This window comes from Ciceribacter thiooxidans (genome assembly GCF_014126615.1).
In the GTDB taxonomy this organism is placed as follows: domain Bacteria; phylum Pseudomonadota; class Alphaproteobacteria; order Rhizobiales; family Rhizobiaceae; genus Allorhizobium; species Allorhizobium thiooxidans.
Map to the genome: position 1 here is coordinate 259,637 of NZ_CP059896.1, position 13,434 is coordinate 273,070.

Below are 13,434 nucleotides of genomic sequence, written 5' to 3' on the forward strand. Positions count from 1 at the left end.
TCATGAAGGAAATTTCCTGCAAGCTCCTGGTCATCGGCGCCGGTCCCGGCGGTTACGTCTGTGCGATCCGTGCCGGCCAGCTCGGCGTCGACACGGTGATCGTCGAAGCAGGCAAGCCGGGGGGCACTTGTCTCAACGTTGGCTGCATTCCCTCCAAGGCATTGATCCACGCGGCCGAAGAGTATGACAAGATCCGCCATATGGCGGAGGGTCAAAGCCCGCTCGGCATCTCGCTTCAGGCTCCACCGAGCCTCGATCTCGCCGCAACCGTCGCCTGGAAGGACGGTATCGTCGGCCGTTTGAACAGCGGTGTCTCCGGTCTCCTGCGCAAGGCGCGGGTGAAGATCGTCCAGGGGCGCGCCGCCTTCCGGGACGGCAAGACCGTCGAGGTGCAGACCGAAACCGGGATGCAGGTGATCCGTGCCGAAATGGTCGTCATCGCAACCGGCTCCAAACCGGTCGAACTGCCCTTCCTGCCGTTCGGCGGACCTGTCATCTCCTCGACGGAGGCGCTGTCGCTCACGGCACTGCCGAAGAAACTGGTGGTGGTGGGTGGCGGCTATATCGGCCTCGAACTCGGAACGGCCTTCGCGAAGCTCGGGAGCGAGGTGACGATCGTCGAAGCGGCGGCTCAGGTGCTTCCGCAGTACGACGGAGAACTCGTTCGGCCGGTCCAGAAACGCCTGCAACAGCTGGGCGTTCGCGTGCTGACGGGGGCGAAGGCGAAGGGTCTGGCAAGCGGAGGTGACGCACTCCTGGTTGAGACCAGCGACGGCAAGGAACATACGCTGCAGGCTGACAAGATACTCGTTACGGTCGGGCGCCGGCCGAACACGGATATGGTCGGGCTTGAGGGGCTCGATCTCGATCGCTCAGGTCCATTCCTGCGTATCGATGACCAGTGTCGTACATCGATGCGCGGAGTCTTCGCCATCGGCGATATTACGGGCGAACCGATGCTCGCCCACCGCGCCATGGCGCAGGGCGAGATGGTCGCCGAGATTGCCGCCGGGCTGAAGCGCGGGTGGGACAAGCGCTGCATCCCGGCCGTGTGCTTCACTGATCCGGAGATCCTCAGCGCGGGCCTGTCGCCAGACGAGGCGCGCCGCAACGGTCTCGAAGTGCGGGTGGGACAGTTCCCGTTCAGCGCTAACGGCCGGGCGATGACCATGCTCGCCGAAGACGGTTTCGTGCGTGTGGTGGCGCGAGCGGACAACAATGTCGTGCTCGGGCTGCAGGCGGTCGGTGCCGGCGTATCCGAACTGGCAAGCGCCTTTGCACTCGCCATCGAGATGGGTGCCAGGGTGGAGGACATCGCGGCGACAGTCCACGCTCATCCGACTCGTGGCGAAGCGCTGCAGGAAGCCGCACTAAAGACTCTCGGCCACGCCCTGCACATCTGAAGCTGCATCAGGGCACGGGTGAACCCCGCTACTGGGCGGCATCACGTATCGGGGCGAAGGCAGCGACACCGAGCGGAACGACGACCGGCAGGCCGGAGCGGCAGCGCAGCACCTCTGCCTCGATCTGGTAGATCGACCGGATGGCTGGCAGTGTCAGGACCTCGGACGAGGTTCCATGAGACACGAGTTCTCCTCCGTGAAGCAGCATCAGGCTGTCCGCGTGTCGCGAAGCGAGATTGAGGTCGTGGATGGCGATCAGGACGAGTGCACCGGTTCGCTTCGCATAATCCTTGAGGAGGTCCAGCACGCCGATCTGATGACGCAGATCGAGTGCGCTGGTCGCTTCATCCAGAATGAGCAGGCGTGGCTCGCGCATGAGCCTCTGCGCGAGGAGCACCATCTGCTGCTGCCCGCCGGAAAGCGTCGTCATGGGGCGCTCGGCCAGATGGTCGAGGCCGAGGGAGCAGAGGATTTCGGCCGCAGCCGAGAGATCATCCTCGCGCACGTGCCAGCCGAGCTTTTCGTGGCGGCCGAGCAGCAGAACCTGCAACACGGACAACTCCGCCCGGACTGCGCAATATTGCGGCATGAAGCCGACGGCGGCGCGATCGACAGGCTGACCGTTCCAGAGGATCGAGCCCTTGTGAGGGATATCGCCGGCGATCGCTCCGAGGAGTGTGGACTTGCCGGCACCGTTCGGTCCGATGACGGCGACGAGCTGGGAGGGAACGAGAGCGGCCGAGAAATGGCTGACGATCGTTGTTCGACCACGCTCGACAGCTACTTTGTCCAGTATGAGACCTTGCCGCATCAGACGCCTCCACGACTGCGCCGGGCGATGACGGCGAACAGCACGGGTACGCCGGCAACCGCGGTAATAATGCCGACCGGGATGACTGCACCGGGTGAGATGAGTTTGCCGAAAACCGAGGCCGCGACCAGCATTGTCGCGCCGGCCAGTGCGGCCATCGGCAGGGCGAAGCGATGATCCTCGCCGACGGCTGCCCGTGCCGCATGCGGGGCGATCAGGCCGATAAAGCCGATGGTGCCGACGAAGGAAACGGCGGCTGCCGTCATGACGGCGACGAGCAGGAAGGTCTTCGTGCGGAGGCTCTCCACCGACAGCCCGAGGCTCGCGGCATTGGCGTCGCCGAGCCGCAAGACGGTCAATTTCCACGAATCGCGCAGTACGAAAGGCAGGACGAGCGCGAGCACGATCGAGAGGACAGCGACGCTGAGCCACGTCGCCTTGAGCAGGCTGCCGAAGAGCCAGAAGACGATCTGCTGCAGGACTTCGGGCGATGCGAGGAACTGCAGAAGCGATTGCATCGACTGGAAGAAGAAAAGCACGGCAATGCCGGCGAGCACCAGGATCTCCGGTGTCGCGCCGCGGAGCGACGCAATCGAATAGACGAGCGCGCAGGCGACAAGCGTCATAAGGAAGGCGGAGACCGGGACCACGAGAAAATCCGGAAGCGGCAGGAGCCCGCCGAACATGATCGCAAGTGCGGCTCCGAAACCGGCTGCGGCCGAAAAGCCGAGCGTGAACGGGCTCGCAAGCGGATTTGAGAGGATGGTCTGCATCTGCAGCCCGCAAATGCCGAGACTGGCGCCGACGAGTGCGCCCATCAACGTCTGCGGCATCCGCAGCTGCCAGAGGATCGTGACGGCCATCGTGTCACTACCATTCGGTCCGGCCAGCAGTGTCGACCAGACGGTTGAAACCGGCATTCCCGACGGTCCGGTCGCGAGGTCGATGACCATGAAAGCAACGAGGCTGGCGGACGCAATGGTCAGCGCCAGCGCCCGTAGAAGGGCTGCACGGCGATAATCGCCGCGCAGCCTTTCGATCGTCGAAGCGTCGGCGGTCATTGACCCGGCGCCGGATAGGGCAGAACGAAGACGCCGTCGGCCTTGATGGGCAGCCATGTTTCGTAATATTGCGCGAGGTTCTTCGCCGGGTGCACGTCCTTGAATGCCTCCGGATAGAGCTGCTTTGCTATGTACTGGGCGTAGACGTAGTCGGAGAGCGTCCGCGTGCCGCCATGATAGATGGCATGAACGTTGCCGGAGACGACCGCCGGCAGTTCCGACCAGCCGGGGCGGCCGAGATAAGCCTTCATCCTTTCGCGCGTGACAACCGGATCGGCACCGAAGCCGACCGAGACCGCCTGCGGCTTGTTCAGCCATTCCGAACCGGCAAGGAAGATGAGGTCGGGTTTCTGGGTCAGCACATATTCGGGGCTGAGAGGTCCCCAATTCTCGACCTGTCCCTTGGCGATGTTGAGGCCGCCGAGGGAGTCGACCAGTGTGCCCCACATGCCGTTGCCGTAGCTGTTGCCGACTTCGGATGGACCTTTCTGTGCGAGCTCTACGTAGACCTTCTTGTTCGACGGGCCGGCAGCCTTGATCCGCGCTGCGATGTCATCCATCGCGCTCTTGTAGTTGGCGACGAGCTTTTCAGCCCTGTCCTCCGAACCCATGACCTTGCCGAGAATGAGCGTCGACTGAATGTGTTTCTCGAGCGTCTGGGCGTTGTAGTCGAGCGTGACGACCGGAATGCCGGCCTGCTCGATCTGCCGCACGGTGTCGCCCATCGCGTCATAGGTCCAAACCCCGAGGATGACGAGATCGGGCTTGGCGGCGATGACCTTCTCGGCGGAGAAGGTTCCGTTCTCGGCGTCACCCACGTCCGGAATGTCCGAGATTGTCGGGATTGCTTCCAGGTACTTTGCAAACTGTTTCGGACGCCAGTCCTTCCAGGTGGAAAGCGAGAGTGCCACCACCTTGTCCATCGCTCCCGGCCCGACCACGGCGATGTAGTCTTCATAATAGAAATTGAGGATGACGCGTTTCGCCGGTGCGGCGAGCGTCACCTCTCGTCCCTTGACGTCCGTCACCCTGATCTCGGCCAGTGCCGGCCCGGCGAGGATCATCGCCAACCCGGCGATCATGCATTTGAGCAGTGTCTTCATCGGATAGTCCCCTAGGTTCAAAGAAAGTTTCGGCACCCGGCTCGCACTGTTCCCCGACAGATGTTTCCGGGTGCCGTTCGGGCCCCTCGCGGTTGTGCGCTCACATCGAACGGCATGTGCCGTTGATGTCAGCGATCTCAAGCAGAGCGTCACGATCCAGGATCGTTACGATTTCCGGATGGGTGAAATCGATCAGTGCCCCACGCTTGAGCTGGTTGAGGCAACGGCTGACTGTTTCGACCGTCAGGCCCAGCCAGTCGGCGAGATCGGCTCGGGTGAGATAGAGCGTAAAGGTCACCCGTCGACGCTTCGAGGATCTCGAGGGCCGCGCGAACTGGCACGAGAGGTCGAGGACGGCCGAAGCAACCTTCTCCATCGCGGTCTTCCGACCGAGAAGGGTTGCGTGCGCCTGTGCCCGCCGCAGCATGAGATGAACCTCCTGCTGCGTCTCTGAGGGGGCGAGGCTGTCGTCCAGTTGCTCGATATGGGTGTAGGTCAGGCTCTCAGCCGAGCAGGCGTTGCTGTCGCCTAGCGAGAGCCCGAACAGACGTCCGGGGCCAAGAATGTCGACGATCTGGCGACGGCCATCCCGGAGCGTCTGCGATATCGCCACGCAGCCGTCAACGAGGCGATAGGCAGGCGAACGACGGAAACCTTCGAAGTAAATCGTCGTCCCGGGCGAAATGACCCGGCTCTGCGTGGAGCGTGCCTGCCGCGGGAACGTAAGCACGAGTTCAGGAGGCGCAACGCGGGCTGCCTCCTTGGGAACGGAAATGTTGAGCATGGTGATGGTTCCGGTCTCGGCCGGTCACCCGCTCCTCCGTACAGGCAGAGTTCAGGCGGGGTGCGCCGGCCATGTTGACGAAATCCGGGCGCAAGCGCCGCGGCGTTCAGACAACGAAACCGGCAGGAGGTGCTCTGGGTGCTGCGTTCGGCGGATAAATCTGGCGATAGAACGCCTCGTAGCGAACCGGGAGAATGTCGTCGCCGGCCTGCTGCGGCGGTTGACCTGCAACATCCGTCGGCAAGGGCAGGATAATCGAGGCGCTGATTATACAAGCCTCGCAACCGGCTCCGGGGGCGGCGCCATGGTCATGGCTGTTGCCGTCCGTGGAGGGCAGGCAGAGCTCGGGAAGCGTGCCGTCCGGCAAGGTGTAGGCGGCGAGCTCCTGTGGCGGGAGGCCGCCGAAGACATCGGGCACCTTGTGCGCAAATCCGACGAACAGCAGCGCAAGTGTGCACAGAACGTGCACCAGGCCGCGCGCCATCTTTTGTCGGTTCATCATCGCCCGTGAATCCTCGGTTCCCATCACGGATACCTCATTGGTGGTCCCGAGCGCAATGGTGCTGCCTGCGGCGGTTTGTTCCACCGGGCCCGCGGTCTCGGACTGTATGTGCATCGTATGAGGGCACTAGCCGGTGACTTCGGGATAAAGGCGATTGAAGAAGGGCAGGCACTGCGCCCCGCGACGGCGCAGAAAGTCCTGGAACGCCGCCATGGCGGGCGAGAGGGTTCTGTCCGTGCGCATCACCGAAAACCACTGGCGGCGGATCGGCATGCCGATAACGTCGAGCATCGTGAGCTTGCCATATTCCAGCTCCATCGCGATCGTGTGGGCGGATATGAACGCGACGCCCAGTCCCGCCATGACCGCCTGCTTGATGGTCTCGTTCGAAGCCATTTCGGTGCCGAGGTCGTCCAGTTTGCCGGGAATTTCGCTCAGGAATATCTCGAGCGAGATACGGGTGCCGGAGCCTCGTTCGCGAATCAGAAAATGCTCCCGGGCGATCTCTTCCTTGGTGATACCGCGCTTCTCGGCAAGCGGGTGATCCGGCGCCGCGACCATCACCAGGGGATGATCGCCGAAGATCGACGAACTCAGTGGCAGGTCCTTCGGGGGCGTCCCATCAAAGCGATATCGATCTCGTGGTTCTTGAGGCTCGAGATGACCTCCGCGCGGTTCCCGATCGAAAGCGTGATCGAGATGTCCGGATGCTCTTTCCTGAAGGTCGCCATCAGGTGAGGTGCGAAGTACTTCGCCGTCGATACGCAACCGAGTGTCAGGGTACCCGCCCGCAGCCCTTTTATGGCATCGAGTTCGTCGTCGAGAAGGCGCAGACGTTCTTCGATCGTCCGGGCCGCATCGACGAAGGCGTATCCTGCCGCCGTCGGGCGCAGGCCCTCATTCGTACGGTCGAAGAGAAGCAGGCCTGCCTCTTCCTCGACCTGCTTCAACTGGATGGTGATCGCCGACGGCGTCAGACCGATCGCGTTCGCGGCACCGGCGATCGTGCCGTGCTTCAAGACGGCCTCTATGGCCCGAAGGTTCTTAAGGGTCAGATTGCGCATAATTGGTAACTTAATTTTTCTTAGTGTCTACGTAAATATAATAAATTTTACTCAGCACGGCATCTCTGTTTCGATATCTCCATGCCCGACAAGAGGAGTGGGCAGGGAGGACAGGACAATGGTTTCGGCGACCCTAGACGCCTTTCTGAGTTCCTACATTTCAAGCGGAGACCCGCTCAGGATCGCAGTCTCCCAGACGGTTCGGCAGCTTGCCCTGACCGCCGTGACGATGCGTAAGACCATCAATCAGGGCGCACTCGGCAGCGCATTCGCCGGGCATCGCGGGCGTTCCAACAGCGACGGCGACGCTCAGAAGGACCTCGACGTCCATGCCGATGACATGTTCATCGAGGCGATGCGGCAGGCGCCGGTCTGTCTCTACGGTTCGGAAGAGCTGGAACACCCTGTCGTCCTTGATCCGGGCGCGCCGATCGCCGTGGCGATCGATCCGCTCGACGGTTCATCGAATATCGACACCAATGTCTCGATCGGCACCATCTTTTCGATCCTCCCTGTGGTCGGTGAACCGGTCAGCGAGCGAAACGCCTCCTTCTTCCAACCGGGAGGCGCCCAGCTCGCTGCCGGCTTTTTCATCTACGGTCCGCAGCTCGCGCTGGTGCTGACGGTCGGCAACGGTACCCACGTCTTCGTCTTTTCCTCGCGTCTCGGGACTTTCATGCAGGCCTATGAAAGCGTGGTGTTGGCGCCCAAAACCCAGGAATTCGCGATCAATGCCGCCAACTATCGGCACTGGGACGAGTCCGTTCGCCTCTATGTCGACGACTGCCTCAAGGGAGCGGAGGGCCCGCGGGAGAAGGAGTTCAACATGCGCTGGATCGCTTCTCTGGTTGCCGAAACCTATCGTATTTTGATGCGCGGCGGCGTGTTTCTCTACCCCGGCGACAAACGCAAGGGTTATGGCGACGGTCGGATCCGGCTCGTCTACGAGGCCAACCCGATCGCCTTCCTCATCGAGCAGGCGGGCGGAGCCGCGACGGATACGGTCAACCGGATCCTGGAACTGACGCCACAGAGCATGCATCAGCGCGTGCCGCTGATCTTCGGCTCGGCGCGCGAAGTGCATCGGATCGCCCGCTACCATACGGATCCGAGCTTCATCGGCGAGCGTGCGCCTCTCTTCAACAATCGCGGCCTCTTCAGGGCCTGACGGGAGGTAACACGGATGTCCACAAAGCACCCGATCATCTCGATCACCGGCTCCTCCGGCGCCGGCACGACCTCGGTAAAGCGGATTTTCGAGCAGATCTTCCGCCGGGAGAACATCGAGGCCGCGTTCATCGAAGGCGACGCCTTCCACCGCTACGACCGCCAAGCCATGAAGGCAAAAGTCGCCGAAGAGCAGGCGAACGGCAATCCCAACTTCACGCATTTCAACGCCGAGGCGAACGAGCTCGAAATTCTCGAGCAGGTCTTTGACGAATATTCTCGCCGCGGCTCGGGTCGGACCCGGACCTACATCCACGATGACGAAGAGGCTGCCCAATACAATGCGCCGGCCGGTACGTTCACGGACTGGCGGGAGTTTGGCCCGAGCGACCTCCTCTTCTACGAGGGGCTGCACGGCTGCGCAGTAACGGAGCAGGTCAATCTCGCACGCTTCGGAGACCTGAAGATCGGGGTCGTCCCCGTCATCAACCTCGAATGGATCCAGAAGATTCACCGGGACCGGGCGACCCGCGGCTATTCGACCGAGGCGGTCATGGACGTGATCCTGAGGCGTATGCCGGACTATGTGCGCTACATCACACCGCAATTCACGCAGACGGACATCAACTTCCAGCGTGTGCCGATCGTCGACACCTCAAACCCCTTCGTGGCGCGCTGGATACCGACGGCTGACGAATCGATGCTCGTCATCCGGTTCGCCAAGCCGCGGGGAATCGACTTCCCGTATCTGCTTTCGATGATCCACGACTCTTTCATGTCGCGGGCCAATTCGATCGTCGTGCCCGGCAACAAGCTCGATCTCGCCATGCAGCTCATTCTGACGCCGCTCATCCTGCAACTGATCGAGCGCCGCAATCGCGCATCCTGAGGAGGAACCCATGCAAGAACAGGCCCTGAAGACGAGCCCCGAACCGATAGAGGTGAGCGAGCGCGACATGGCAAATGCCGTTCGTGCGCTGGCCATGGATGGCGTGCAGCGGGCGAATTCCGGTCACCCTGGCATGCCGATGGGCATGGCGGATGTCGCAACGGTCCTCTTCACCCGCTTTCTCAAGATCGATCCCGCTCATCCTGACTGGCCGGACCGCGACCGCTTCGTCCTGTCGGCGGGGCACGGCTCAATGCTGCAGTATGCGTTGCATTACCTGGTCGGCTATCCGGATATGACCGTCGAGGAGCTCAAGCGCTTTCGGCAGCTCGGCGCGCGGACGGCGGGCCACCCCGAATACGGCCATGCCAGCGGCATCGAGACGACGACGGGCCCGCTCGGACAGGGCATTTCGAGCGCCGTCGGAATGGCAATCGCCGAACGCCTCGCCAACGCCCGTTTTGGTGACGCCCTGGTCGACCATTATACCTATGTGATCGCCGGCGACGGATGCCTGCAAGAGGGGATCAGCCACGAGGCGATCGATCTCGCTGGCCATCTTCGGCTGTCGCGTCTGATCGTGCTCTGGGACAACAACTCGATTTCGATCGACGGACCGACGAACCTCTCCACGTCAATGGACCAGCTTTCACGGTTCACGGCTGCCGGCTTCGATGTCCAGGAGGTCGATGGACACGATTTCGAGGCGATCGAACGGGCAATTGCTCACGCCAGGCAGTCCGACAGGCCGTCGCTCATCTCCTGCCGGACGGTGATCGGCAAGGGCGCCCCGAACCTGCAGGGATCGGAGAAGACCCACGGCGCGCCGCTCGGCGACGCGGAGATCGCGGCCGCCCGCGAAGTGCTTCAGTGGCCGCACGCGCCCTTCGATGTGCCGGAGGCGATCCTCGATCGTTGGAGCGAGGTCGCCGAACGCGGCGACGAAGCCCGGCGCCGTTGGACGGCGCGGCTCGAAGCCTCGCCGGAGGCCGAGGCATTTCAGCGAACGCTTCGCAAGGAGCTTCCGGAGACACTGTTCGAGGCACTCGACGCCTTCCGCCGGGAGCATGTCGAGAAGGCAACCAAGGTCGCCACCCGCAAGGCTTCGGAGATGGTGCTTGGCGTTGTCAACGGCCTCACGGACCTGACGATCGGCGGCTCTGCAGACCTCACGCATTCCAACCTGACGGTCACCAAGGGAATGGAGGATGTGACGGCGAAGGACTTCTCCGGTCGCTACATCCACTACGGCATCCGCGAGCACGGCATGGCGGCGGCCATGAACGGACTGGCGCTGCATGGTGGCTTCATCCCCTATGGCGGCACCTTCCTGGTCTTCTCCGATTACGCCCGCGGGGCCATGCGCCTTTCGGCACTCATGGGCCAGCAGGTCATCTATGTGATGACCCACGATTCCATCGGGCTGGGCGAAGACGGCCCTACCCACCAACCGATCGAGCATCTGGCGATGCTGCGGGCGACGCCCAACATCACCGTCTTCCGGCCCTGCGACATCGTCGAGACGGCCGAGTGCTGGGAAATCGCATTGAGGCAGCAGGACCGGCCGAGCGTGCTGGTGCTCTCTCGCCAGAACCTGCCGATGCTCCGGCTCGGCCACAGCTCGACGGCCCTGTCCGTGCGCGGCGCCTACGTGTTGAGGGAGTCGGCAACGGCGCGGGACGTCACCTTGCTTGCGACCGGATCGGAGGTCGAGATCGCCATCGCCGCGGCCGAGCGGCTTCAGGCCGATCACGGGATCGCCGCCGCTGTCGTGTCGATGCCTTCCTGGGAACTCTTCGAAGAGCAGACGCCCGAGTATCGCCGCTCGGTGCTCGGCACTGCGCCGCGCGTGGCAATCGAAGCGGCATGCCGCCTCGGCTGGGATCGCTACATTGGCGAAGGTGGCACTTTCATCGGAATGAACGGCTTCGGCGCGAGCGCGCCGGCGCCGGAGCTCTATCGTCATTTCGGCATCACCGTCGAGGCCGCGGTGGAGGCGGCTTGCAGGCTGGTGCCCTAGCCGGCGCGTGCGCCGGCAGTTGAAACTCGGATGAAAAGGATCATGAGCCAATGGCAAGAATTACACTGCGACAACTGCTGGATCATGCCGCCGAACGCGGCTACGGCGTGCCGGCATTCAACATCAACAACATGGAACAGGGCCTCGCCATAATGGAGGCGGCGAAAGCCTGTGACGCGCCCGTCATCATTCAGGCATCGCGCGGTGCCCGCACCTACGCCAACGACATCATGCTTGCGAAGATGATCGACGCTCTCGCCGAGATCTACCCCGACATCCCGGTGTGCATGCATCAGGACCACGGCAACGACGAGGCGACTTGCATGACTGCGATCCGCCACGGCTTCACCTCGGTGATGATGGACGGCTCTCTTGAGGCGGATGCAAAAACGCCCGCCTCCTACGAGTACAATTTGGAAATCACCGAGCGCGTCGCCCGAATGGCCCATTGGGTCGGCGCCTCGGTGGAAGGCGAACTCGGCGTGCTCGGTTCGCTTGAAACCGGCGAGTCCGAGGCCGAGGACGGTCATGGTGCCGAGGGCAAGCTCAGCCAAGACCAGCTGCTGACCGATCCCGACCAGGCGGTCGACTTCGTAACCCGCACCAAGGTCGATGCGCTGGCGATTGCCTGCGGCACCTCGCACGGTGCCTACAAGTTCACCCGCAAGCCGACCGGCGACATTCTGGCGATGCGGGTCATCGAGGAAATTCACGCCAAGCTGCCGAACACACATCTCGTGATGCATGGCTCGTCCTCCGTTCCGCAGGAACTGCAGGACGTCATCAACAGGTACGGCGGCGACATGCCCCAGACCTTCGGTGTCCCTGTCGAGGAAATCGTCCGCGGCATCAAGCATGGCGTGCGCAAGGTCAATATCGACACCGACTGCCGCATGGCGATGGCCGGTCAGTTCCGCAAGGTCGCATTGGAACGGCCCGGAGAATTCGACCCGCGGAAGTTCCTGAAACCGGCGATGGACGCGATGCGCGACCTTTGCCGGGCTCGCTTCGAGGCCTTCGGGACAGCCGGGAACGCCTCTCGCATCAAGGTGGTCGGGCTCGATGAAATGGCCCGCCGCTACGCAAGCGGGGTACTCGACCCGCGCATCGCTACTGCCAAGGCTGCTTAGCGCGGTCCCAGAATTCAAACCGGAAAAGGAGGCTATCATGCCGCACAGGTCAGAAACGGTTACCGGTAAGGAACGCTACAAATCCGGCGTCATGGAATACAAGAAAATGGGGTATTGGGAGCCCGATTACGAGCCCAAGGACACCGACATCATCGCGGTCTTTCGTATCACGCCGCAGGATGGGGTGGATCCGATCGAGGCGGCCGCAGCGGTTGCCGGCGAGTCTTCGACGGCCACTTGGACGGTTGTCTGGACGGACCGGCTGACGGCGACGGAGAAGTATCGCGCCAAGGCCTATCGTGTCGATCCGGTGCCGAACGGCGAAGGCCAGTACTTCGCCTACATCGCCTACGATCTCGACCTCTTCGAGCCGGGCTCCATCGCCAACCTCAGCGCGTCGATCATCGGAAACGTCTTCGGTTTCAAGCCGCTGAAGGCGCTGCGTCTGGAGGACATGCGTTTCCCCGTCGCCTATGTGAAGACGTTCCAAGGTCCGGCGACCGGCATCGTGGTCGAACGGGAGCGGCTCGACAAATTCGGACGGCCGCTGCTCGGCGCCACGGTGAAGCCGAAGCTCGGTCTTTCCGGCCGCAATTACGGCCGTGTCGTGTACGAAGCGCTCAAGGGCGGGCTCGACTTCACCAAGGACGACGAGAACATCAATTCGCAGCCATTCATGCACTGGCGAGAGCGCTTCCTCTACTGCATGGAGGCAGTCAACAAGGCGCAGGCAGAGTCCGGGGAGATCAAGGGAACGTATCTCAATGTCACCGCGGCGACGATGGAGGACATGTATGAGCGTGCGGAATTCGCCAAGGAGCTCGGTTCGAACATCGTGATGATCGACCTCGTGATCGGCTACACCGCCATCCAGTCGATGGCGAAATGGGCGCGTCGCAACGACATGATCCTGCATCTGCACCGGGCCGGCCATTCAACCTATACCCGTCAGAAGAGCCACGGCGTCTCTTTCCGGGTCATCGCCAAATGGATGCGGCTCGCCGGCGTTGACCACATTCATGCCGGCACCGTGGTCGGCAAGCTCGAAGGCGATCCGGCCACGACGCGCGGCTACTACGACATCTGCCGCGAGGACTTCAACCCGATGCGGCTTGAGAACGGCATCTTCTTCGACCAGCACTGGGCGTCGCTCAACAAACTGATGCCGGTCGCCTCCGGCGGCATTCATGCCGGACAGATGCACCAATTGCTCGATCTTCTCGGCGAGGATGTCGTCCTGCAGTTCGGTGGCGGGACGATCGGTCACCCCATGGGGATCGCCGCCGGTGCGACGGCCAATCGTGTCGCGCTCGAATGCATGGTGCTCGCCCGCAACGAGGGCCGGGACATCGTGAACGAGGGGCCGGAAATCCTCAGGGCTGCGGCGCGTCACTGCCAGCCACTGCGGCAGGCGCTCGACGTCTGGAAGGATGTCACCTTCAACTACACCTCGACGGACTCGCCGGACTTCGTTCCGACCGCGACCGCTGCCGAATAGGA

11 protein-coding genes and 1 pseudogene are annotated in these 13,434 nt (G+C 62.8%); 6 read left to right on the forward strand and 6 right to left on the reverse strand.

Features of this window, described 5'->3' with window-relative positions; translation table 11 throughout:
* The first annotated feature begins 2 nt into the window (after positions 1-2).
* Complete coding sequence (gene lpdA / locus H4I97_RS01175) at positions 3-1,403, forward strand: dihydrolipoyl dehydrogenase (RefSeq protein WP_182306151.1); 1,401 nt, start codon at positions 3-5, stop codon at positions 1,401-1,403.
* A gap of 28 nt (positions 1,404-1,431) precedes the next feature.
* On the opposite strand, the gene H4I97_RS01180 is transcribed toward lpdA, so the two are convergent.
* The 6 genes and pseudogenes from H4I97_RS01180 to H4I97_RS01205 form a co-directional block, all read right to left on the reverse strand.
* A complete protein-coding gene (locus H4I97_RS01180) occupies positions 1,432-2,214 on the reverse strand; it encodes an ABC transporter ATP-binding protein (RefSeq protein WP_182306152.1) in 783 nt (260 codons plus the stop codon).
* Positions 2,214-3,275, reverse strand: coding sequence for a FecCD family ABC transporter permease (locus H4I97_RS01185; protein ID WP_182306153.1), 1,062 nt, complete (start codon positions 3,273-3,275; stop codon positions 2,214-2,216). The genes H4I97_RS01180 and H4I97_RS01185 overlap by 1 nt, the downstream gene beginning before the upstream one ends.
* Entirely contained in the window at positions 3,272-4,378 is a 1,107-nt protein-coding gene (locus H4I97_RS01190) for an ABC transporter substrate-binding protein (RefSeq protein WP_182306154.1), read from the reverse strand. The genes H4I97_RS01185 and H4I97_RS01190 overlap by 4 nt, the downstream gene beginning before the upstream one ends.
* Before the next feature lie 100 nt (positions 4,379-4,478).
* On the reverse strand, positions 4,479-5,162 hold the full coding sequence (locus tag H4I97_RS01195; RefSeq protein WP_182306155.1) for a helix-turn-helix domain-containing protein: 684 nt from the start codon (positions 5,160-5,162) through the stop codon (positions 4,479-4,481).
* 106 nt (positions 5,163-5,268) lie between these two features.
* Positions 5,269-5,748 (reverse strand): hypothetical protein, encoded by a 480-nt coding sequence (locus H4I97_RS01200; protein WP_244658689.1) that lies wholly within the window; start codon positions 5,746-5,748, stop codon positions 5,269-5,271.
* 42 nt (positions 5,749-5,790) lie between these two features.
* Positions 5,791-6,728, reverse strand: a pseudogene (locus tag H4I97_RS01205) (LysR family transcriptional regulator).
* A gap of 118 nt (positions 6,729-6,846) precedes the next feature.
* Between H4I97_RS01205 and H4I97_RS01210 the strand changes: the two are divergent.
* From H4I97_RS01210 to H4I97_RS01230, 5 genes are read left to right on the forward strand one after another with little or no spacing between them, the layout of a single operon-like run.
* Positions 6,847-7,896, forward strand: coding sequence for a class 1 fructose-bisphosphatase (locus H4I97_RS01210; protein ID WP_182306156.1), 1,050 nt, complete (start codon positions 6,847-6,849; stop codon positions 7,894-7,896).
* A 15-nt stretch (positions 7,897-7,911) separates the two neighbouring features.
* Positions 7,912-8,784, forward strand: a complete 873-nt coding sequence (locus H4I97_RS01215; RefSeq protein WP_182306157.1) for a phosphoribulokinase — start codon at positions 7,912-7,914, stop codon at positions 8,782-8,784.
* Positions 8,785-8,794: 10 nt separating this feature from the next.
* Positions 8,795-10,804, forward strand: a complete 2,010-nt coding sequence (gene tkt / locus H4I97_RS01220) for a transketolase (RefSeq protein WP_182306158.1) — start codon at positions 8,795-8,797, stop codon at positions 10,802-10,804.
* A gap of 50 nt (positions 10,805-10,854) precedes the next feature.
* Positions 10,855-11,934: a class II fructose-bisphosphate aldolase gene (gene fba / locus H4I97_RS01225; RefSeq protein WP_182306159.1), complete on the forward strand. Its 1,080-nt coding sequence runs from the start codon at positions 10,855-10,857 to the stop codon at positions 11,932-11,934.
* Between the two features lie 37 nt (positions 11,935-11,971).
* Positions 11,972-13,432 carry a form I ribulose bisphosphate carboxylase large subunit gene (locus H4I97_RS01230; protein WP_182306160.1) on the forward strand — a complete coding sequence of 487 codons (1,461 nt, stop codon included), beginning with the start codon at positions 11,972-11,974 and terminating at the stop codon, positions 13,430-13,432.
* Positions 13,433-13,434 lie beyond the last annotated feature (2 nt).

Bases quoted from the DNA above. Each gene is read 5' to 3' on its own strand.
- lpdA (WP_182306151.1), top strand. From the start codon at position 3: ATGAAGGAAATTTCCTGCAAGCTCCTGGTCATCGGCGCCGGTCCCGGC.
- H4I97_RS01180 (WP_182306152.1), bottom strand. From the start codon at position 2,214: ATGCGGCAAGGTCTCATACTGGACAAAGTAGCTGTCGAGCGTGGTCGA.
- H4I97_RS01185 (WP_182306153.1), bottom strand. From the start codon at position 3,275: ATGACCGCCGACGCTTCGACGATCGAAAGGCTGCGCGGCGATTATCGC.
- H4I97_RS01190 (WP_182306154.1), bottom strand. From the start codon at position 4,378: ATGAAGACACTGCTCAAATGCATGATCGCCGGGTTGGCGATGATCCTC.
- H4I97_RS01195 (WP_182306155.1), bottom strand. From the start codon at position 5,162: ATGCTCAACATTTCCGTTCCCAAGGAGGCAGCCCGCGTTGCGCCTCCT.
- H4I97_RS01210 (WP_182306156.1), top strand. From the start codon at position 6,847: ATGGTTTCGGCGACCCTAGACGCCTTTCTGAGTTCCTACATTTCAAGC.
- H4I97_RS01215 (WP_182306157.1), top strand. From the start codon at position 7,912: ATGTCCACAAAGCACCCGATCATCTCGATCACCGGCTCCTCCGGCGCC.
- tkt (WP_182306158.1), top strand. From the start codon at position 8,795: ATGCAAGAACAGGCCCTGAAGACGAGCCCCGAACCGATAGAGGTGAGC.
- fba (WP_182306159.1), top strand. From the start codon at position 10,855: ATGGCAAGAATTACACTGCGACAACTGCTGGATCATGCCGCCGAACGC.
- H4I97_RS01230 (WP_182306160.1), top strand. From the start codon at position 11,972: ATGCCGCACAGGTCAGAAACGGTTACCGGTAAGGAACGCTACAAATCC.